At 68.7% G+C, this 21,521-nt stretch carries 18 protein-coding genes; 10 read left to right on the top strand and 8 right to left on the bottom strand.

Annotated elements, in window-relative coordinates:
- Positions 1-517 precede the first annotated feature (517 nt).
- Both MNQ95_RS13875 and MNQ95_RS13870 read right to left on the bottom strand, forming a co-directional pair.
- Complete coding sequence (locus tag MNQ95_RS13875) at positions 518-1,396, bottom strand: alpha/beta hydrolase (RefSeq protein ID WP_241953216.1); 879 nt, start codon at positions 1,394-1,396, stop codon at positions 518-520.
- A gap of 80 nt (positions 1,397-1,476) precedes the next feature.
- A complete protein-coding gene (locus MNQ95_RS13870; protein ID WP_241953215.1) occupies positions 1,477-2,121 on the bottom strand; it encodes a TetR/AcrR family transcriptional regulator in 645 nt (214 codons plus the stop codon).
- A 222-nt stretch (positions 2,122-2,343) separates the two neighbouring features.
- Here MNQ95_RS13870 and MNQ95_RS13865 point away from each other — a divergent pair, with 222 nt between their 5' ends.
- Positions 2,344-3,444 (top strand): Glu/Leu/Phe/Val family dehydrogenase, encoded by a 1,101-nt coding sequence (locus tag MNQ95_RS13865; RefSeq protein ID WP_241953214.1) that lies wholly within the window; start codon positions 2,344-2,346, stop codon positions 3,442-3,444.
- Between the two features lie 975 nt (positions 3,445-4,419).
- A complete protein-coding gene (locus MNQ95_RS13860) occupies positions 4,420-5,577 on the top strand; it encodes an acyl-CoA dehydrogenase family protein (protein WP_241953213.1) in 1,158 nt (385 codons plus the stop codon).
- A 241-nt stretch (positions 5,578-5,818) separates the two neighbouring features.
- On the opposite strand, the gene MNQ95_RS13855 is transcribed toward MNQ95_RS13860, so the two are convergent.
- Both MNQ95_RS13855 and MNQ95_RS13850 read right to left on the bottom strand, forming a co-directional pair.
- On the bottom strand, positions 5,819-5,968 hold the full coding sequence (locus tag MNQ95_RS13855; RefSeq protein WP_241953212.1) for a hypothetical protein: 150 nt from the start codon (positions 5,966-5,968) through the stop codon (positions 5,819-5,821).
- A 40-nt stretch (positions 5,969-6,008) separates the two neighbouring features.
- Positions 6,009-8,669 carry an autotransporter serine protease gene (locus MNQ95_RS13850; RefSeq protein ID WP_241953211.1) on the bottom strand — a complete coding sequence of 887 codons (2,661 nt, stop codon included), beginning with the start codon at positions 8,667-8,669 and terminating at the stop codon, positions 6,009-6,011.
- Here MNQ95_RS13850 and MNQ95_RS13845 point away from each other — a divergent pair.
- The gene (locus tag MNQ95_RS13845; RefSeq protein WP_241953210.1) at positions 8,668-9,003 is read left to right on the top strand and encodes a hypothetical protein; all 336 of its coding nucleotides are present in this window, start codon (positions 8,668-8,670) and stop codon (positions 9,001-9,003) included. The two genes, MNQ95_RS13850 and MNQ95_RS13845, sit on opposite strands and share 2 nt — an antisense overlap.
- Before the next feature lie 65 nt (positions 9,004-9,068).
- Here the strand turns inward: MNQ95_RS13845 and MNQ95_RS13840 are convergent, their stop codons facing one another.
- Positions 9,069-11,945, bottom strand: coding sequence for an autotransporter serine protease (locus MNQ95_RS13840; RefSeq protein ID WP_241953209.1), 2,877 nt, complete (start codon positions 11,943-11,945; stop codon positions 9,069-9,071).
- 158 nt (positions 11,946-12,103) lie between these two features.
- Between MNQ95_RS13840 and MNQ95_RS13835 the strand changes: the two genes are divergently transcribed.
- From MNQ95_RS13835 to MNQ95_RS13805, 7 genes are all read left to right on the top strand, one after another.
- Positions 12,104-13,279, top strand: a complete 1,176-nt coding sequence (locus tag MNQ95_RS13835) for a thiolase family protein (protein WP_241953208.1) — start codon at positions 12,104-12,106, stop codon at positions 13,277-13,279.
- 124 nt (positions 13,280-13,403) lie between these two features.
- Positions 13,404-13,757, top strand: a complete 354-nt coding sequence (locus tag MNQ95_RS13830; protein WP_162408908.1) for a hypothetical protein — start codon at positions 13,404-13,406, stop codon at positions 13,755-13,757.
- Between the two features lie 153 nt (positions 13,758-13,910).
- Entirely contained in the window at positions 13,911-14,309 is a 399-nt protein-coding gene (locus MNQ95_RS13825; protein ID WP_162408906.1) for a hypothetical protein, read from the top strand.
- A 128-nt stretch (positions 14,310-14,437) separates the two neighbouring features.
- Positions 14,438-16,045: a carboxyl transferase domain-containing protein gene (locus MNQ95_RS13820; RefSeq protein WP_241953207.1), complete on the top strand. Its 1,608-nt coding sequence runs from the start codon at positions 14,438-14,440 to the stop codon at positions 16,043-16,045.
- A 70-nt stretch (positions 16,046-16,115) separates the two neighbouring features.
- Positions 16,116-16,859 (top strand): SDR family NAD(P)-dependent oxidoreductase, encoded by a 744-nt coding sequence (locus MNQ95_RS13815; RefSeq protein ID WP_241953206.1) that lies wholly within the window; start codon positions 16,116-16,118, stop codon positions 16,857-16,859.
- Positions 16,860-16,934: 75 nt separating this feature from the next.
- Complete coding sequence (locus tag MNQ95_RS13810) at positions 16,935-17,384, top strand: SRPBCC family protein (protein ID WP_162408900.1); 450 nt, start codon at positions 16,935-16,937, stop codon at positions 17,382-17,384.
- Positions 17,385-17,472: 88 nt separating this feature from the next.
- Positions 17,473-18,810 (top strand): family 8 glycosyl hydrolase, encoded by a 1,338-nt coding sequence (locus MNQ95_RS13805; RefSeq protein WP_241953205.1) that lies wholly within the window; start codon positions 17,473-17,475, stop codon positions 18,808-18,810.
- A gap of 308 nt (positions 18,811-19,118) precedes the next feature.
- Here MNQ95_RS13805 and MNQ95_RS13800 read toward each other — a convergent pair whose 3' ends face one another.
- Genes MNQ95_RS13800 through MNQ95_RS13790 form a run of 3 tightly spaced genes read right to left on the bottom strand, consistent with a single transcriptional unit; the run spans position 19,119 to position 21,504 of the window.
- Positions 19,119-19,379, bottom strand: coding sequence for a DUF6587 family protein (locus MNQ95_RS13800; RefSeq protein WP_425605674.1), 261 nt, complete (start codon positions 19,377-19,379; stop codon positions 19,119-19,121).
- 11 nt (positions 19,380-19,390) lie between these two features.
- Entirely contained in the window at positions 19,391-21,253 is a 1,863-nt protein-coding gene (gene feoB, locus MNQ95_RS13795) for a ferrous iron transporter B (protein WP_241953204.1), read from the bottom strand.
- Entirely contained in the window at positions 21,250-21,504 is a 255-nt protein-coding gene (locus MNQ95_RS13790) for a FeoA family protein (protein ID WP_162408894.1), read from the bottom strand. Before MNQ95_RS13790 ends, feoB begins: the two co-directional genes overlap by 4 nt.
- Between the last annotated feature and the right edge of the window lie 17 nt (positions 21,505-21,521).

Here is a 21,521-nt window from a genome sequence, read left to right as displayed (position 1 = left end):
GTTCTCGTAGGAGCGGGCATGACCGCGACACCGACGCCCTGGCACGGGCGACGCCGTCGAGATTCCGACCGGGGGCTTGGGCACGGGGGACGGCCTCGTGCGCCCACCCGCCTCGGTGTCGCGGTCGTGCCCGCTCCTACAAAAGCGCGGGCTGACCACGAGGTGGCGGGCTGGTGTAGGAGCGGGCATGACCGCGACACCGACGGCCTGGGCCGGGGCGATGGCGTCGTGATTCCGGCGAGAGCCTCGGCACGGGGAACGGCCTCGTGCGTCCGACCGCCTCGGTGTCGCGGTCATGCCCGCTCCTACGACGGGCTGAAGCGCTTGCGGGGGCAAGCCCCGCCTTACGCCACACCGCCGGCAAGCCCGCCCCGCCCGGCCATCGGGCGCCCTGGGGAGAACCGCCCTGTCGAGGGGGCGGGCTTGCCGGCGGTGCGGCACACACGGGCCGTCGAAACGGCGGGACCGTTCGCGCCGGGGCCTGATGCCGACTACCTACCTGCGCACGTCACCGTCCTCACGCAAACCCGAACGGCAGGTTCGGCGAGGACACCACGCGCTCGCCGACCGCTTCGCCACGCAGGAAACGCAGCGTGGCGTCGATCACCGTCGCATCGCCGGCGATGCGGTGGTGGCCCAGGCCGGTGGTGGTGAGCAGGCGCGCGTCGGGCCACAGGCGGGCGTAGCGCTCGCCTTCGTCCCACGGCACGTCGTCGTCTTCCAGGTCGTGCACGACCAGCGCCGGCGCGGCCATGCGCGGGGCGTGGTGCTGGGCGGCGAAGCTGTCGACCGGCAGGCCGATCTGGCGCTCGAAACCTTCGAACATGCGCGCCACCAGCGGCGGCGCCAGGCCGATCATCCGGCCGAAACGGCCGCCGGCGGCACGCAGGTCGGCGGCCGGCGCGAGCAGCACCACGTGGCCGGTGCGCAGGCCGGCGCTGAGCGCGAGCATCGCCGCCGCGCCGCCCATCGAATGGGCAACCAGCGCGGCCGGCGCGCCATGCCGGCGTGCAACCGCGGTAAGTGCGGCGGCGAACGACGGCAGGATCGCGCGCCCGCCCTCGTTGCGGCCGTGGGCGGGATGGTCGAACGCGACGACCGCGTAGCCGGCCGCGCGCAGCGGCGCGATCCACGGCCGGCAGCGCAGGCCGAAGCTGGACCAACCGTGCGAGAACAGCACGTAGGGCTCCGTCGCCGGATCGCCCCAGGTGTAGGTGGCGACGGCGTGGCCTTCGCTCATGACCTGGCCGACGCGTGCGTCGCCGGCTTCGGCCGCCAGCGCCCGGCTGCGCGAGGACGCCATCGGCGTGCCGAACAGGCGCGAAGCGCGGCGCACGGTGGCGTCGGGCATCAGCCAGCCACCGACAGCAAAGGCCATCCGCAGCAGGCGCGGCACCGAAGAAGTCCGAACGATCGTGCTTTTTTTCGGGGAAGTGACGGGCGCGACGGCAGCCATGGCGGTGCTCCTTCGGGGACTCAGGCGGTGGGGGAAGCCGCGGGCGCGGAGGTGTCGGCCGCGTAGCGCGCGAACAGGTCGGCGACCGCACGCTCGGTCAAGGCACGGGCGGACTGCGGGTGGTGCATGCGGGCGTGGTGGTAGCCCTGCATCAGGGCCTGGAACTGGAACGCGACCAGTGCCGGGTCGGTGCCGGCACGCAGGTGGCCCTGCTCCACCGCCAGGGCCACGGCGCGCTCGAGCGCGCCGCGCCAGGACTCGAGCAGGGTGGCGACGTGGTCGCGCATCGGGCCGGGGCGGCCGTCGTATTCCATGGCCGCGCCGAGGAACACGCAGCCATCGGGGTGTGCGGTGATCCAGGCCAGCCAGGCATTGCTGATCGCCTGCAGGCGCGGCATGCCTCGCGGCAGGCGCAGCGCGGGCGTCATCACCTCTTCGATGAACTGCCCGGCCGCCCAGTCCAGGGTCTGCCGGACCAGGTCCTCGCGCGAACCGAAATGGGCGAAGACCCCGCTCTTGGACATGCCGGCCGCACTGGCCAGCTCGCCGATGCTGATCCCTTCCAGCCCGATCCGGGCAGCCATGCCGCAGGCCCGCTCCAGGAGCATCCCGCGGGTGCTGGCGCCCTTGGGGGTGGCGGCGGCGGTGGCGGCGGACGGAGTCATGGCGGCTTGAATAGCACGACCGTTCGTATCTTTCAAGCCCCGTGCGAACGGGGTACAAGGCTGGGGTTAGAATGCGCCTGCGACGACCCGCCCTACCCCCGGTTCCGTCGCATTTTTGTTTTCTGGACCCGGCGTTTCCCGGGCGCAGACCCGCCACCTCCAGCCACACACGGCCCCTGTCGCGCCCTGCCCGTCCACGCGCGACACGACCCGGAGCCCACGATGCTTTTCGAAACCCTCGCCACCTCCGGCCACGAGCAGGTCATCTTCTGCAACAACCCCGAGGCGGGCCTGAAGGCCATCATCGGAGTGCACAACACGGTGCTCGGCCCGGCGGTCGGCGGCGTGCGCATGCGCCATTACGCCAACGAGGCCGACGCGGTGCGCGACGTGCTGCGGCTGAGCCGGACGATGACCTACAAGAACGCACTGGCCGGGCTGAACATCGGCGGCGGCAAGGCGGTGATCCTGGGCGACCCGAAGACCGACAAGACCGAGGTGCTGTTCCGCGCCTTCGGCCGCCAGGTCGAGGCGCTGGGCGGACGCTACATCACCGCCGAGGACGTCGGCACCGACGTCAACGACATGGAACAGATCTACCTGGAGACCGAGTTCGTCACCGGCGTGCACCAGGTGCATGGCGGCTCCGGCGACCCGGCGCCGTTCACCGCCTACGGCACGCTGCAGGGCCTGATGGCCTCGCTGCAGCGCAAGTTCGGCCACGAGGAAGTGGGCAAGACCAGCATCGCCATCCAGGGGCTGGGCCACATCGGGATGGAGCTGGTGAAGCTGCTCAAGGAGCGCGGCGCGAAGCTGTACGTCGCCGACCTGGATCCGAAGCTGGTCGATCGGGCGGTGAGCGAGTACGGCGCCGAAGCGGTGTCGAGCAGCGAGATCTACGACGTCGCCGCCGACGTGTTCGCGCCGTGCGCGATGGAAGGCAGCATCGATGCGCAGACGCTGGAGCGCCTGAAGGCCAAGATCGTGTGCGGCTCGGCCAACAACCAGCTGGCCAGCCACGCGATCGGCGACGAGCTGTACCGGCGCGGGATCCTGTATGCGCCCGATTACGCGGTCAATGCCGGTGGCGTGATGAACGTGTCGCTGGAGATCGACGGCTACAACCGCGAGCGCGCGATGCGGCTGATCCGCAGCATCTACCACAACGTCGGCAGGATCTTCGACCTGTCCGAGCGCGAAGGCATCAGCCCGCAGTACGCGGCCGACCGCATCGCCGAGGCACGCCTGAACGCGATCGGCAAGCTCAAGCTGCCGATGGGCCGCACCCGCCCGCGCATGGGACACCTGCGCGGCGAGCGCTGAGGGCGGGACCTGCTTCCGTAGGAGCGGGCACGACCGCGACACCGAGGCGGCAACACCGGCGATGCGTTGAGATTTCCTGGGCTTGGGCGCGGGCGACGCCGTCGTCGTTCCCATGGCATCGGTGTCGCGGTCATGCCCGCTCCTACAACACGCCATGACGCAACGCCCTTGTAGGAGCGGGGTTCAGCCCGCGACACCGGCGAACCTGACAGGACGGCGCCCTCGTGCTTCCGGTGTCGCGGTCATGCCTGCTCCTACAACACGCCATGACGCAACGCCTTTGTAGGAGCGGGGTTCAGCCCGCGACACCGGCGAACCTGACAGGGCGGCGCCCTCCTGCTTCCCACCGCGTCGATGTCGCGGTCGTGCCCGCTCCTGCAACACGCCATGACGCAACGCCTTTGTAGGAGCGGGGTTCAGCCCGCGACACCGGCGAACCTGACAGGACGGCGCCCTCGTGCTTCCGGTGTCGCGGTCATGCCTGCTCCTACAACACGCCATGACGCAACGCCTTTGTAGGAGCGGGGTTCAGCCCGCGACACCGGCGAACCTGACAGGGCGACGCCCTCGTGCTTCCATGGCATCGGTGTCGCGGTCATGCCCGCTCCTACAACACGCCCATGACGCAACGCCTTTATAGGAGCGGGGTTCAGCCCGCGACACCGGCGAACCTGACAGGGCGGCGCCCTCGTGCTTCCCACCGCGTCGATGTCGCGGTCGTGCCCGCTCCTGCAACACGCCATGACGCAACGCCTTTGTAGGAGCGGGGTTCAGCCCGCGACACCGGTGAACCTGACAGAGCGACGCCCTCGTGCTTCCCACGGCGTCGGTGTCGCGGTCGTGCCCGCTCCAGCGAGAGCGCTGATGCCTGCCTCGGGAAATGAGCATGCGCGAACCCGGTTTTTGTGCGGTCGCACGTGTGGCCGTGGCGGCACGCGCCTACAATGGGTGCACATGTAACCATCAGGGGATCCGATGCACGCGTTCCAGCTGGGAGAGGAGATCGACGCCCTGCGCGAGGCGGTGCGCCGGTTCGCCGAGGCCGAGATCGCGCCGCGCGCGGCGGCGATCGACGAGGAGAACGCCTTCCCGCAGGACCTGTGGCCCAAGCTCGGCGAGATGGGCCTGCTGGGCATGACCGTGCCAGGCGAGTACGGCGGCAGCGAGATGGGTTACCTGGCCCACCTGGTGGCGATGGAGGAAATCTCGCGCGCCTCCGGCTCGGTCGGCCTGAGCTACGGCGCGCACTCCAACCTGTGCGTGTCCAACCTGTACCTCAACGGCAACGACGCGCAGCGCACGAAGTACCTGCCGAAGCTGTGCAGCGGCGAATGGAAGGGCGCGCTGGCGATGAGCGAACCGGGGGCCGGTTCGGACGTGGTCGGCTCGATGAGCTGCCGTGCGGAACTGCGTGACGGCGTGTGGGTCGCCAACGGCAACAAGATGTGGATCACCAACGGCCCCGAGGCCGACGTGCTGGTGGTCTACATGCGCACCGCCGGCAAGGACGCGGGCAGCCGCTGCATGACCGCCTTCATCGTCGAGCGCGGCATGAAGGGTTTCTCGACCGCGCAGAAGCTGGACAAGCTGGGCATGCGCGGCTCCAACACCTGCGAACTGGTGTTCGCCGACTGCGAGATCCCGCAGGAAAACGTACTCGGCGAAGTGAACCAGGGCGTGCGCGTGCTGATGAGCGGCCTGAACACCGAGCGCCTGGTCCTCACCGGCGGCCCGATCGGCCTGATGCAGGCGGCGATGGACATCACCCTGCCCTACGTGCGCGAGCGCAAGCAGTTCGACGCGGCGATCGGCACCTTCGGCCTGATGCAGGGCAAGATCGCCGACATGTATACCGCCCTGCAGTCCAGTCGTGCATTCGCCTACCAGGTCGCGCGCGATTTCGACGCCGGCCACGCCTCGCGCGCCGCCTCGGCCGGCTGCCTGCTGCATGCATCCGAGGCCGCGGTGCAGGTCGCGCTCGAGGCGATCCAGTCGCTGGGCGGGAATGGCTACATCAACGAATTCGACGCCGGCCGCATCCTGCGCGACGCCAAGCTCTACGCGATCGGCGCCGGCACCAACGAGATCCGCCGCATGCTGATCGGCCGCGAACTGTTCGAAGGGCGAGGCTGATTCGCGTACGCGGCACTGCCGCGTGAATCAGCCGAGCGCCCGCCGCGCTGCGGCGGGCCGGAACGAGGATGACCTGTTTGCGCGGCATGCCGCGCAGGTCAGCCGAGCGCCCGCCGCGCTGCGCCGCGCTGCGCCGGGCTGGAACGAGGCTGATCCGTTCGCACGGGATGCCGCGGACCATCCGAATGCTGCGCCCGCCCCTGTAGGAGCGGGCATGACCGCGACACCAATGCCGCCGGGTTCATGATGCGATCCCGATCCCGGCGTTGAAGGTCATTGTTCGATCACTGTTCGCACTCCGGCTCCGGCCAATGTGGCGATGGAAACGGCGCGAGCGTTCGCTCGGAATCACCCCGGCCTGCGCGCCCAACGCCATCAGTGTCGCGGCCATGCCCGCTCCTACGAGAAAATGACGTCGACGCGTTCGCGGATCAGAACCCGAACGCGTACTTCAGCGACACCAGGCTCGCGTCCCCACGCGGGCCAAAGCGCTGGTCGTAGCCGAACGACACGGTCGAATTCGTGGTCAACCATGCCTTGGCCGAAAGCCCGAACATCCCGCCCGACAGCGCCGGGTTGGACGCCGCCAGCGGCGACCAGCTGTCCACGCCGACGAAGCTGGCCGACACCTCCAGTCCATCGCTGGCCAGGGTCTGCTGCCACTCCGCATAGCCGCTCAGGCTGAAACGCTGCCAGTCGCGGCTGGCGCGCAGGCCGGCGATGGCCTGGGTGCGCGAAGACGTGCTGGCGCCGGTGCGCAGGCCGAACCCGGCCGCGCCCTGCTCCTGGAAGCCATCGCTGCGCACCTGCGTGTGCTCGGTACCCAGGTATGGCACCAGCGTGCCGGCCGCGCCGTCGAAGCGATAACCCGTCTCGACGCCGGCCACGGCGAAGTCGCCGTCGTAGTCGCTGTGCACGCCGTAGGTGCTGGCGCCCAGCAGCAGCTCGCGATCGATCTGCCGCTGCCACTGGCCGGCGCCGAACTGCCCCATTACGTAGGTCTGGTTCCACTGCCGGCCCAGGTAGGCCTGCGCCTGCGTCTGTCGCTCGCGGCTGCGATCGATCGCGCCATTGATGCGGCTGTCGGTCGTCGACTCGCCGAAGGCCACGCCTGCCACCATCGCCCCGTCCAGCCCCACGTCATGGCCGGCCAGCCAACCGTCGACCTGCGCATCGACGCCGCTGCCCAGTGACGCCGTGCCACCGAGCGCTTCCATCCAGCCGCCCGCGCGACGAGCACCGGACGACAGATCATCGAAGCGCGAGGACAGCGCACGCCGACCCAGGTCCAGGGTGTCGTACGTCGCCGCCGCGGCCGCCGCATGCACTTCGCCGGACAGGCTGCGCAGGGAGGCGGCCGCCGCATTGGCGCTCGCGGTGTTCTGGAATTCGCCGGCAACTTGCAGGAAAGCATCGGAAATACCACCTGCACCATCGCGTTGGCGCCCGTCGACCTCGTCGAACGCCGCCTCCACACGCTGCGCCGCACCGATCGCCGCAGGCGTGATGTCGGCCAGGCTCAGTGCCGCTGCGGTAACCTCGAGCCGGTTGATGTCCAACCAGGCCTGGGTTGCGCTGTAGCCCGCCGTTGCATACAGAAATATGTCCGGTGCGCTTTCGATCGAAGTGAACTGACCCGTTATTCCTCCATCGGCAGTGAGGACGTACTCACGCGACTTCCATGTGTATCCCTGGCGCACGCCTTCGACATGGAGGATGCCGCTGGTGAGCGTCGCGGTACCAGCAACATGCAGCGGGTCATATCCAAGCACTACCGACAGCTTGCTGCCGTAGCCGCTCTGCAGATAATTACCCGCAATATTGATGCCATTGGCGTCGGGCCGTGTCTCGCCCACGTGAACCACCTCATGGTTGGCCACATTTCCGCCGAGCCAACCCACGATCTCAAGCCGTGCAGGCGTGGAGCTGAAAGAGGACGCGACAATTACGTTCGAACGCGTAAGCCTGCCCAGCACACGCAAGGTTCCCCCGTTGACCTGGGTCTCACCTGCGTAGTCAAGATCCGCCGTTGGCGAACCGATGCTCAACGTGCCACTACCGGACTTCTGCAGCCCGCCGACACCTGTAATCGGATTGGTCCAGGCCGATTCCCCGCCAAAGCCGGGCCTCAGCCACTCCTGGTGGGACTCGACCGGACCGCCAAGCGCTTTCCCGACGTTGAGCAGACCACGCCCGAACACCGGATCGCGACCCGGCGCGCCAAGGTCGGTCGCCGTATCCAGCAGTATCTGCTGGATCATGTAGTTATTCAGATACGGGTACTTCTCCCACAGAAGCGCGGCCGCACCAGAAACAAGCGCTGCCGCATACGTGGGGTCGCTGACGAACTGGTAGGTCGGATTGCCCTGGCTGTCATTGGATCCAATGAAGCCCGCCTTGCCCGGCGCGACCAGACAGTAGTAGCTGGCGCGACCACATGCATTGGAGCCGGCCATCAATTGCGATGGATCGGATGGATCGATCGCCGCGGCCACAATCCAACCGCGCTCGAGTTCAGCCAGGTTGGCACTCGGGTACGTGCTGCCGTCACGCTCATTAGGTAGCGAAGCCATCTCAGTGGGCTCGCTGCGCCCATTGTTGCCGGCGCTGAAGACGACCAGCGCACCGTCATCCTTGATCACAGTCCGATACTCGCGATACAGCGTTGCATTGTCGACATCACTCGTCCAACGCGGACCACCCCAGGCATTGGTGAGGATCCTGGCGCCTCGATTGGCCAGGTCCTCGTTGGCTGCCTTGATGCCTAGCCCGCCGTAAAGCTCGGCCGTCTCCCATGCGCTAGGCGGTGACCGGTCATCCAGGAACCTCGCCGAAAGGACGGTCGCCCCGGGGGCGACTCCGCCCGGCCATTGCCCGAGTGGCTTTCCCGCCGCCAACTGCGCGACCACCGTACCGTGGCCGACCTTGTCGTCGACGGCCACATCGTTGGTTGCTGGATCGACGTAAGTCAGGTTGGCCTCGACCCTCGGCGACAGCGCCGGATGATTGCGGTCGACGCCGGTGTCGATCACGCCGATGCGCACACCGGCACCGGTGTAACCCTGACGCTGGCTGTCGGTCGCATTGATCATGACCAGGTGCGCATCAAATCCGGGCGGTGGTCCGACCAGGGGTGGCGGCGATACCGGCGGCGGTGGCGGGACTGGTGGTGGCGAGACTGGTGGTGGCGGTGAAACCGGAGGCGGCGGCGACACCGGCGGAGGCGGAGGCGGTGAAACCGGCGGCGGTGGTGGAGGCGAAGTCGGCGGCGGACTGGTCGGCGCCGGATCCGGCTTCGTGTTCGCCCCGCCCCCACCACAGCCCGCCAGCATCACGATGGCCGCACTCAACCCCAAGTACAGCGCTGCGCGCCTGTACTTCCCCCCGTCGATCGACATCAACTTCCCCTTGGTTTCAGCCAAATGAAAGATCGGACTGCCCTGCTCCCGTGAGGCAGTCCGATCACGATGATCCTTGAGCGTCTTCGACGATCAGAACCCGAACGCGTACTTCAGCGACACCAGGCTCGCGTCTCCACGCGGGCCAAAGCGCTGGTCGTAGCCGAACGACACGGTCGAGTTCGTGGTCAACCATGCCTTGGCCGACAACCCGACCATGCCGCCCGACAGCGCCGGATTGGACGCCGCCAGCGGCGACCAGCTATCCACGCCGACGAAGCTGGCCGACACCTCCAGTCCATCGCTGGCCAGGGTCTGCTGCCACTCCGCATAGCCGCTCAGGCTGATCCGCTGCCAGTCGCGGCTGGCACGCAGGCCGGCGATGGCCTGCGTGCGCGAAGACGTGCTGGCGCCGGTGCGCAGGCCGAACCCGGCCGCACCCTGCTCCTGGAAGCCATCGCTGCGCACCTGCGTGTGCTCGGTACCCAGGTATGGCACCAGCGAGCCGGCTGCGCCGTCGAAGCGGTAGCCCGCTTCCACTCCGGCCACGGCGAAGTCGCCGTCGTAGTCGCTGTGCACGCCGTAGCGGCTGGCGCCCAGCAGCAGCTCGCGATCGATCTGCCGCTGCCACTGGCCGGCGCCGAACTGGCCCATTAGGTAGGTCTGGTTCCACTGCCGGCCCAGGTAGGCCTGGGCTTGCGTCTGCCGCTCGCGGCTGCGATCGATCAGGCCGTTGATGCGGCTGTCGGTCGTCGACTCGCCGAAGGCCACGCCTGCCACCATCGCCCCGTCCAGGCCCACGTCATGGCCGGCCAGCCAGCCATCGACCTGTGCATCGACGCCGCTGCCCAGTGACGCCGTGCCACCGAGCGCCTCCATCCAGCCACCGGCGCGGCGGGTGCCCGACGACAGATCATCGAAGCGCGAGGACAGCGCACGCCGCCCCAGGTCGAGCGTGTCGTACGTCGCGGCCGCGGCCGATGCGTGCACTTCGCCGGAGAGGCTACGGAGGCTCGCAACGAATGCCGCCTCGCTGGACACCTGCTGGACCTCTCCCGCCGTGCGGATGAATCCATCGGCCACGCCTTCCATACCGGAATCGATGGCATCGAACGCGCTTTCGACACGACTGGCCGCGCCGAGCGAAGCAGGGGTAATGCTGCTCAGGCTCAATGCCGCTGCGGTCACCTCGACGCGGGTGATGTTCAGCCAAGCCGAGGTCGCGTCGTAGCCGAACGTGCTGTCCAGCAAAAGCCCGCCGCCCACCTGGATGCCGTCGAACGCGCCGCTCAGGCCCTGGGTCGCGCTGAGCAGCGTCTGCCGAGACTGGGTGACGTATCCGTCGACCACGCCGTTCACCCGGACATTACCCCCCTGGAGTGCGGCGGTACCGGTGATCTGCAGTGGATGCGCACCTAGCCGGGTCAGGAAGGTGGCGCCGGCAAACTGCACGTAATTGCCCTCGATCGTGCCTGGGCCGCCGACGTTGGTACTCGCGAACGTGCCCCGGTTCTCGACGTTACCCTTCACACGCGCGGCCGGGAAAATCTGGAACGACGCAGGTGAACCATTGGTGGTGGCGCCGATCGAAACCGACGAGGTGATGGAGCCCAGTACCCCGAGGAAGCCGGATTCAACGCGGGTATTACCGGTGTAGGTATTCTTACCCTCCAGCGCCAGGGCGCCGGGGCCGCGAACGATCAGCCCACCGGCACCGCTGATGTCGTTCTTCCAGGCGGTGCCGGTGGACGAGTCCGGAATCGTGACCGTGACATCGCCCCAGTCGAACCGCCCCGGCCCGTCCAGCGCCTTGGCCACGTTGAGCAGGCCATAGCCGAACACCGCGTCCGGGCCGGCAGTGCCAAGGTCGGTCGCCGTGCCCAGCAGTGTCTGCCGGACCAGGTCGTTGTTGAAGTATGGGAATTTCTGCCAGACCACCGCCGCGGCACCCGAGACCAGCGGAGCCGCATACGAGGTGCCGCTGCCGTACTTGAGGTTGGGCGTGGCGCCCGTATCGGTATGGGACGGGAATATCGAGGTCCCCGGCGCGACCAGGCAGTAGCTCTTCGCCAGGCCGCAGGCGTTGGAGTAGTACATCAGCCGGCTGGGATCGGAGGTATCCAGCGCCGCCACCGCCAGCCAGCCCTGCTCCAGGTCGGCCGCGGGCATCGTGCCATTGGGGCCGGGCTGGCTCGGCAGCGCCGACATGTTGGTGGGGTCCGGACGGCTTTCGTTACCGGTGGCGAAGACCACCAGGCCGTCGTTGTCCTTGATGAAGAAGCGGTACTCGTCGGCGATCGGCGCGGTCGCGGTGGCCTGCTTCCAGTAAAGGCCGCCCCAGGAGTTGTTCATGATCCGCATGCCACGGGCCACCAGGTCCTGGTGGATCGGCTTCAGGCCCAGCGCGCCAGTGACTTCGTTGCCCTGGCCGGAACCGTCGTCGGTCGGACGCTCGTCGTTGATGATGCGCGCCGACAGGATCGAGGCCCCCGGCGCGATGCCGCCCGGCCAGCTCCCATACGCTGCACCCGCGGCAAGCAGGGAGACGGTCGTGCCGTGGCCGACCTTGTCGTCCACGTTCATGTCGTTGGTGTTGCGGTTCACGTAGATGAGGTTGGCCGCGACCCGCCCGGCCAGGCTGGGGTGGTTGCGGTTGACGCCGGTGTCGATCACGCCGATCCGGTAATCCGCCCCCGTATAGCCCTGCCGTTCGGCCGCGGTGGCGTGGGTCAGGGTCAGGTGCGCGTCGATCGGCGGCTGGACCAGGGGCGGTGGCGGCGGCGAGGTCGGGGGCGGTGAAGTCGGCGGCGGTGAAACCGGGGGTGACGAAGGGCTGCCCGGGCGCAGGTTGCCCCCGCCGCCGCCGCCGCAGGCGGCCAGGCCGGAGGCCAGCGTGGCCGCGATCGCGACCGCCAGCAGGGAGCGCGCCACGCCGCCGCGTGCGAATTTATTGCCAAAAATGTGTTTCACGTCACGCAATCCTCGATGATCGGCGGCATCGCCGCCCCGTCCCCCGACACGCCGTTTCTATACCGCAATCGGCAAGGACTGTCGCCTGTCCGGGAGCACGGTGGCGGGTGCCGGCGGGTGCCGCGATAATCGGGGCTCATCCCCACAGGCATACCCCCATGTCCGACGTCGTCATCGCTGCCGCCAAGCGCACTGCCATCGGCTCCTTCCTTGGCCAGTTCACCGGCGTGCCCACCCCGACCCTGGGCGCCGCCGCGATTTCCGCCGCGCTCGACCAGTCCGGCATCGCGGCCGCCGATGTCACCGAAGTGATCATGGGCTGCGTTCTCCCGGCCAACCTGGGCCAGGCCCCCGCCCGCCAGGCAGCGCTCGCCGCCGGGCTGCCGACCTCGGCCGGCGCCACCACGATCAACAAGGTGTGCGGCTCGGGCATGAAGGCGATCATGCTCGGCCACGACCTGATCAAGGCCGGTTCGGCCACCGTCGTGGTCGCCGGCGGCATGGAGTCGATGACCAATGCCCCGCACCTGATCCCCAACTCGCGCACCGGCAACCGCTATGGCAACTTCCAGGCGGTGGACCACATGTCCTGGGATGGCCTGACCAATCCCTACGACGGCCAGGCGATGGGCGTGTTCGCCGAAGCCACCGTCGAGAAGTACGGATTCACCCGCGAGGAGCAGGATGCGTTCGCCATCGAATCGGTGACCCGCGCGCAGGCCGCGCAGGCCGCCGGCGCGTTCAATGGCGAGATCGTTCCGGTCAAGGTCGCCACCCGCAAGGGCGAGGTCGAGTTCGCCAGCGACGAACAGCCGGGCAAGTCCGACGTCGCCAAGATTCCCACCTTGAAGCCGGCCTTCAGGAAGGATGGCAGCGTCACCGCGGCCAGCTCGTCCTCCATCTCCGACGGCGCCGCGGCCACCGTGCTGCTGTCGGCCGACGAGGCTGCGCGCCGTGGCATGCAGCCGCTGGCGCGGATCGCCGGCCATGCCACCTTCTCGCACCAGCCCGAATGGTTCACCACTGCGCCGATCGGGGCGATCTCCACCCTGCTCGACAAGGTCGGCTGGTCGGTCGCCGACGTGGACCTGTTCGAGATCAACGAAGCGTTCGCCGTGGTGGCCATGGCGCCGATCAGGGAGCTGGGCATCCCGCACGCCAAGGTCAATGTCAACGGGGGTGCCTGCGCGCTGGGCCATCCCATCGGTGCGTCGGGTGCGCGCCTGGTCGTGACCCTCGTCAATGCCCTGCGTACCCGGGGCCTGAAGCGCGGCGTGGCTGCGCTGTGCATCGGTGGTGGAGAGGCCACGGCGCTGGCGGTGGAAGTGCTGTAACCGTTTTTCACCAACCTTTTACAAAGGTGACCCAACCGGCGCTTGACAGCCGACACCGGCTTGTCATCATGTTGCCGGCGCGCAATGGCGCGTTGCCCAACTTAACGACGAGGAACATCCAATCATGAGCATCAACAAGCTGCTGATCGCCCTGGCCCTGGGTCTGGCCCTGGCCGCGTGCTCCAAGCAGGAGCAGGCCCAGGACGCTGCCGCTGCTGCTGACGCCGCCGCTGCCGAAGCCCAGGCTGCTGCCGACTCGGCTGCTGCCGCCGGCGCCGCTACCGCCGACGCTGCCCAGGGCGCTGCTGACGCCGCTGCCGCTGCCGCCGACACCGCTGCCGACGCTGCTGCCGCCACCGCTGGCGCCGCGACCGACGCCACCGCCGACGCCGCTGCTGGCACCGCCGAGGCTGCTGCCGACGTTGCCGAGCAGGCCAAGGACGCTGCCGAAGAGGCCAAGGAAGAAGTCAAGCAGTAATCTGCTGACCTTCCTGCTGTACCTGGAAAGGCCGTCGGGAAACCGGCGGCCTTTCTTCTTTTGCGCGCGCCCCGCACGCGCGCTGATTCACGGGATGCTGAAGTCGCTTCAGCCATCCTCCTTGGCGACCCTTCCCACTCGAGGACCATCGCCATGAATCGACTTCTTCCGCTGCTGTCCATCGCCGCCGCGCTCGCCCTCACCGCCTGCAACGAGCCTGCCCGCACCGAAGCCGGTCGTGCCGCCGACCATGCGGCTGCCGCTGCCGACCATGCCGCGGCGGCGACCGAAACAGCGGCAGCCGACGCCGTCGATACCGCCCGCGAAGCCGGCGCCAACGCCGAAGTCCATGCGCAGCAGGCCGCGGCGGAAACCGAGCAGGCCCTGGACCAGGCCGCGATCGCCAGCCGCGACGCCGCCAACCGCGCTGCCGATGCCACCCGCGACGCGACCGCACGCGCTGCCGACGCCACTGCCGATGCAGCGGAAAGGGCCGCGATCAAGGCCCGCGAAGCGGCCGAGAAGGCCGAGCGCAAAGCCGAGGACCAGTAATTCCTTACTGAAAGTCCGGGCACGCCGGAACGGAGCCGCCGCCCCGTTCCAGCGTGCCTTGTTGCGCCGCCAGAAGGCGGATCGCCGGCGCTGCCGTATCCTGCGTGCATCCGCACGCCAGGACGCCCATGCCCGCCCTCCGCAGCCAGATCGATCCGCGATCGCCCGAATTCGCCGCCTACTCCGATCATCACCGCCAGCTCGCCGCTGAACTGCGGCGGCGCCTGGAGCGCGCCGCCGGGGGCGGCGGCGACAAGGCCCGCCAGCGCCATACCGAGCGCGGCAAGTTGCTCGCCCGCGACCGCATCGATGCCCTGCTCGACCCCGGCTCGTCCTTCCTCGAGATCGCTCCGCTGGCGGCCGAGGGCATGTACGACGATGCCGCGCCGGCCGCTGGCATGGTCTGCGGCATCGGCACGGTCTGCGGCCAGGAAGTGGTGGTCGTGGCCAACGACGCCACGGTCAAGGGTGGCACCTACTTCCCGATGACGGTCAAGAAGCACCTGCGTGCGCAGGAGATCGCGCGCGAGAACCGCCTGCCGTGCATCTACCTGGTCGATTCCGGCGGCGCGTTCCTTCCGCTGCAGGACGAAGTCTTCCCCGACCGCGAGCACTTCGGCCGGATCTTCTACAACCAGGCGCGACTGAGCGCGGACAACATCCCGCAGATCGCGGTCGTGATGGGCAGCTGTACCGCCGGCGGCGCCTACGTGCCGGCGATGTGCGACGAGTCTGTGATCGTGCGCGACCAGGGCACGATCTTCCTCGGCGGCCCGCCGCTGGTGAAGGCGGCCACCGGCGAGGTGGTCGATGCCGAATCACTCGGCGGTGCCGACGTGCATACCGCGGTGTCCGGCGTGGCCGACCATTACGCCGAGGACGACGAGCACGCGCTGCAGATCGCGCGCGGCATCGTCAGCCACCTCAATCGCAAGAAGCGCATCGACGTCGCCGTGCGCGCGCCGCGCGATCCGCTGTACGCAGCCGAGGAGCTTTACGGGATCGTCCCACCCGACACGCGCCGCCCGTTCGACATCCGCGAAGTGATCGCGCGCCTGGTCGATGGCAGCGAATTCGAGGAGTTCAAGGCGCGCTACGGCAAGACCCTGGTCACCGGCTTCGCCCACCTGCATGGCTATCCGGTCGGCATCGTCGCCAACAACGGCATCCTGTTCGCCGAGAGCGCGCTCAAGGGCGCGCACTTCATCGAACTGTGCAACCAGCGCGGCATCCCGCTGGTGTTCCTGCAGAACATCACCGGCTTCATGGTTGGCCGCAAGTATGAGAACGCCGGCATCGCCAAGGACGGGGCGAAGATGGTGACGGCGGTGGCCTGCTCGTCGGTGCCCAAGTTCACCGTGGTCATCGGTGGCAGCTTCGGCGCCGGCAACTACGCCATGTGCGGGCGCGCCTATGGCGCGCGCTTCCTGTGGATGTGGCCCAACGCGCGGATCAGCGTGATGGGCGGCGAACAGGCCGCCAGCGTGCTGGCGACCGTGCGCCGCGACGCCCTGGAAGCCGGCGGCGGCCAGTGGAGCGCGGAGGAGGAAGAGGCGTTCAAGGCCCCGGTACGCGAGCAGTACGAACAGCAGGGCAGCCCGTGGTACGCCACCGCGCGCCTGTGGGACGACGGCATCATCGACCCATCCGACACCCGCCGCGTACTCGGCCTTGCGCTGTCGGCTTCGCTCAACGCACCGGTCGAACCGGCACGCTTCGGCGTGTTCCGCATGTAGCCGCGCGGTCCACCATCGATCCGGGAGGAACCAGGCCATCGACCTGCAACTGCAAGGCAAGCGCTGCGTCGTGCTCGGCGGCAGTCGCGGCATCGGGCGCGCGATCGCACTGGGACTGGCGGCGGAAGGCGCCGACGTGGCCACCTGCGCCCGTGGTGCCGACGCACGTGGCCGCAACGCGCTGCACGAGGTGGAGGAATCGCTGCGACGGCACGGTGGACGCGTCCATGTCCGCCCCTGCGATCTCGGCGACGGGCCCTCGCTGGCGGACTTCCTGGACGGCGTACGCCAGGCCTTCGGCGGCGTCGACGTCCTGGTCCACAACGCTTCGGCGCTTGCGCTGGGGCCCTCGGTGGTCGATTTCGAGGCGAGCCTGCGCGTGGACGTACTGGCCGCGGCCCGCGCCTGCGAACAGGTGATCCCGTGGATGAAGGCGGCTGGCGGCGGCAGCATCGTCCTGGTCGCGTCCATCTCGGGCCTGGAAGCCAGTCCCGGGCCGGATTTCGGCTATGCCTCGGCCAAGGCCGCGCTGATCGCCTACGCCAAGAAGCTCTCGATCTTCCATGGCCCCGACCGGATCCGGGCCAACGCGATCGCACCCGGCTCGATCGAGTTCGATGGCGGCCTGTGGGACCAGGTCCGTCGCCAGGATCCGCCGCGCTACGAAGCGGTGCGCGCGGGCATTCCCTGGGGTCGCATGGGCACGCTGCAGGAAGTGGCTGACGTCGCCTTGTTCCTCGCCTCGCCGCGGGCGATGTGGGTGACCGGCGCCTGCGTGCCTATCGATGGCGGGCAACACAAGGGCATGCGCTGACGACGCTGCCGCCCTGTCGATCGCACTGCGGCCGATCCGTCGTAAACGAAATCCAACCACTCGCGGAGAATCGCCATGGCTACCGGTACCGTCCGTCTCCATCGCGTGTTGCGCTGTCCGCCCGAGCGCGTCTATCGCGCGTTCACCGAGGCCGACGCAATGGCCAAATGGCTGCCGCCCTACGGCTTCACGGCCAGCGTCGCGCACCTGGAGGCGCGGGTGGGGGGCACTTTCAGGATGTCCTTCACCAACTTCGGCACCCGCAACACCCATTCCTTCGGTGGCGAATATCTCGAGCTGGTGCCGCACGAGCGGATCCGCTACGTGGACCGCTTCGATGATCCCAACCTTCCCGGCGAGATGCAGGTCAGCGTCCGCCTGAAGGCCGTGCTGTGCGGGACCGAACTGGAAGTCGTGCAGGAGGGGATTCCCGAAGTGATCCCGGTCGAGATGTGCTACCTGGGCTGGCAGGAATCCCTGGAGCAGCTCGCGCGCCTGGTCGAGCCTGACATTCCCGACCAGTGATGGCACGACGCGCATGCCGATGCGTACGGGGCTGGCGCCCTGCTAACGTCCTCAGCCTCCACGCCCCGAACGTACGCACAGGAACCGCATGACCGTCCACTACCATCGCATCGCCGCCCTGGCCGCTCCCTGGTTGCTGTGCACCATGCTGGCCGCATGCACGCCGGCGCCCGTAACGGCGGGTTCCGCACGCGCGCCTGCCCCATCCGAGGACGCGACGGCAGCGAAGGGCGCCGTTGCCTCCGGGCAGTACCCGGACCTGTTCGCCGAAGCCGGCTACGGGCGCGAGGAAACCGAAGCGAAGGTCGAAGCGGCCTTCCAGCAGCTGTTCCATGGAAACGGCACCGACCAGGCCGTCTATTACGAAGCCGGCAGCAATGCGCATGGCCCGCTCGCCTACATCCACGACGTCAACAGCGACGACGTGCGCTCGGAAGGCATGTCGTACGGAATGATGATCGCGGTGCAGCTGGACCGTAAGGCCGAGTTCGACGCGATCTGGAACTGGGCCATGACCCACATGTACCAGGACGACCCGGCGCACCCGGCGCATGGCTACTTCGCCTGGTCGGTCGGCACCGATGGAGTGGCCAACGACGAGATGCCCGCACCGGATGGCGAGGAATACTTCATCACCGCGCTTTATTTCGCCGCGCAGCGCTGGGGCGATGGCGAAGGCCTCCATGACTACAGCGCGCAGGCCACGCGCCTGCTCACCGATGTACTGCATCGCGAACGCATCACCGGCACGACCGCACGCGGCGAGATGACCGCGGTGAACCTGTTCGACCGGGAAGCGAAGATGGTGCGCTTCACTCCCGACGTTGCGAACGCGGCGCACACCGACGCGTCCTACCACCTGCCCGCCTTCTATGAAATCTGGGCACGCGTCGGGCCCGAAGCGGACCGTGATTTCTGGCGCCAGGCGGCGCAGGTCAGCCGGGACTATTTCGCCACCGCCTCGCACCCCAGGACTGCGCTTACGCCCGACTACGGCAACTTCGATGGCTCGCCGTGGGCGGCGCCCTGGCGCCCGGAGTCGGCCGACTTCCGCTACGACGCGTGGCGCAGCGCCATGAACTGGTCGGTGGACTGGTCCTGGTGGGCGCGCGATCCCCGCCAGATAGAGTTGAGCAACCGCCTGCAGGCATTCTTCGAAGCCCAGGGCATGGACTCCTACCAGAGCCTGTACACACTGGACGGTAAACCGCTCGGTGGGGGTCGGACGACGGGCCTGATCGCGACCAATGCGGTGGCCAGCCTGGCCGCCGACGATCCGCGACGCCTGGCCTTCGTCCGTGCGCTGTGGGAGCACCCGGTACCGACCGGGCAGCACCGTTATTACGACGGGATGCTGTACATGATGGCCCTGCTCCACTGCAGCGGCGATTTCCGCGCGTGGCTGCCGGAGGGTGCGGACGGCTGATCGTTGGGCGCCAGGAGGCGGCAACGTCGAACTGGGCGGCGCTCCCGTGGCTCCGGACCACCTCGGCGTCGCGGTCATGCCCGCTCCTACAAGGTGCAGCGACGCTCCACGCGGGCGAGTATCCCCGGGCTGCGAATCGTTCGGTGTCGCGGTCATGCCCGCCAGCGAAGGCGGCCATTCGTCGGACTCCTGCAGGAGCGGACTTCAGTCCGCAAAGCCGACACGCCGGCAACCGCGACCCCTTCTAATCCCGACGTCCCTGCCGCTGGTTGAAGCCACTTCAGGCGGGGCGAGCGGGAACGATCCAGCTAACGCTGCTTCGGCTCCGGGCCGCAGTTGTCGCAGCCACCGCAGGCCGACACGCCCGGGCCTGAGCCCGGCGGGGCGATGCGCCGCGCCAGCGAACGCATCCATGCAGGCCGGCCATCACGTACCAGCGGTGCGGCCAGGGCCAGGCGAGCGCGGCGCAGGCTGCCCGGCAGCTGCTTCTTCGCGAAGATCCACAGGGCAAGGGCGACCACCACGCCGATGACGGCGTACTGGAGCCACAGCGGCAGCGCGATGTTCATCGTCGTGCGCCCTAGCCCGCCCCGAGCCGCACCGCGACCTGGTAGGTCAGCAGCGAGGCCAGGTAGGCGAGCGCGAACAGGTAGCCGGCAGCGATGGCCATCGTCTTCCACGAACCGGTCTCGCGCTTGATGGCCGCCCAGGTGGCAAGGCATTGCGGTGCGTAGATGAACCACACCAGCAGCGACAATCCGGTGGCGAGCGACCAGCCATCGGTGATCAGCGGCATCAGTGCCTGGGCGGCGGCCTCGTCGTCGGCGGCGGACAGCGCATAGACCGTGGCAAGCGAGGACACCGCCACTTCGCGCGCAGCCAGGCCGGGGATCAGTGCGATGCAGATCTGCCAGTTGAAGCCCAGCGGCGCGAACACCACCGCCAGCGCATGGCCGATGCGGCCGGCGAAGCTGTAGTCGATCGCAGGCATCGTCGCGTCCACCGGCGCCGCCGGGAACGAGAGCAGCACCCACAGCAGCACGGTCAGGGCGAAGATGATCCCGCCGACGCGCTTGAGGAAGATCATGCCGCGCTCGTACAGGCCGATCAGAAGATCGCGCGGATTGGGCAGGCGGTACGACGGCAGCTCCAGCATCAGCGGATGCTCGCCCTTGTCGCGGCGCCATTTCTTCATCACCCACGACACCGCCAGCGCACTGAGGATGCCGGCCATGTACAGGCCGAACAGCACCAGCCCCTGAAGGTTGAAGCCCCCCCAGACCTCGCGCGCCGGGATGAACGCGCCGATCAGCAACGCGTACACCGGAAGACGCGCCGAACACGTCATCAGCGGCGCGACCAGGATCGTGGCCAGGCGGTCGCGCGGATCCTGGATGCTGCGCGTGGCCATGATCCCGGGGATCGCGCAGGCGAAGCTGGACAGCAGCGGGATGAACGAGCGTCCGGAGAGGCCGGCGCCCGCCATCATCCGGTCCAGCAGGAATGCGGCGCGCGGCAGGTAGCCGGATTCCTCGAGGGCGAGGATGAAGGCGAACAGCACCAGGATCTGCGGCAGGAACACGATCACGCCACCGAGGCCGGCGATGATGCCGTCGACCAGCAGGCTGGCCAGGGGCCCTTCGGCCATGCGCGCGCCGACCCATTCGCCCAGGGCGGCGGTACCGGCCTCGATCAGGTCCATGACCGGCGTGGCCCAGGCGTACACCGCCTGGAAGATCAGGAACATGACCACCGCCAGGGTCAGCAGGCCAAGCACCGGGTGCAGCAGCCAGCGGTCCAGCGCATCGTCGATCCTGGCCGTGCGGGTCGGCATGGATACGGTGGCGGCGAGCAGGCGCCGGGTCTCGGCATGCAGGTCGGCGTCATCGGCCAGTTGCGCGACCGGCGGATGCAGGTGCGCCGCCACGCCATCGATCCGTTCAACCAGGCTATTGGCGCCGTGGTGGCGCACGGCGACCGTTTCCACCACCGGTACGCCCAGTTCGCGCTCCAGCGCTGCGCGATCGATGGTGATGCCGCGACGCTGCGCGGCGTCGCTCATGTTCAGCGCCACGATCATCGGCTTGCCCATCTGCCGCACTTCGAGCACGAAACGCAGGTGCAGGCGCAGGTTGGTCGCGTCGACCACGCAGACCAGCACGTCAGGGGCCGCCTCCCCGGGATAGAAGCCCCGGCACAGGTCGCGGGTGATCGCCTCGTCCAGGCTGGCCGGGTTGAGGCTGTAGGCACCCGGAAGGTCCAACACCGCATACGAATGGCCCGCCGGCGAATGGAGGCGGCCTTCCTTGCGCTCTACGGTGACACCGGCGTAGTTGGCGACCTTCTGCCGGCTGCCGGTGAGCAGGTTGAACAGCGCGGTCTTGCCCGAGTTGGGGTTGCCGAGCAGCGCCAGGCGCAGCGGGGCGGCGGCCTGGGCGCTCATGCGCCGGCCTCGCCGAGGGCGGGGGCAACGTGCACGCGGGCGGCCTCGGACCTGCGCAGGGCGAAACGGGTATAGCCGACCTGGACCAGGAGCGGTTCGGCCCCGAACGGCCCCCGCGCGACGACCTGCACCGGCTCGCCGGCGACGAAGCCCAACTCGCGCAGGCGGCGGGCGATGGGATCGTGCGGGTGGTGGTCCACCACGGATTCGACGACGACAGGGGTGCGCGGCAGCAGCTCGGACAGCGTCACGGGACATCCGGTTATCA

Source organism: Pseudoxanthomonas daejeonensis (assembly GCF_022637495.1).
GTDB classification, from domain to species: Bacteria; Pseudomonadota; Gammaproteobacteria; order Xanthomonadales; family Xanthomonadaceae; genus Pseudoxanthomonas; species Pseudoxanthomonas daejeonensis.
This window is presented reverse-complemented; position numbering and strand designations above follow the sequence as displayed.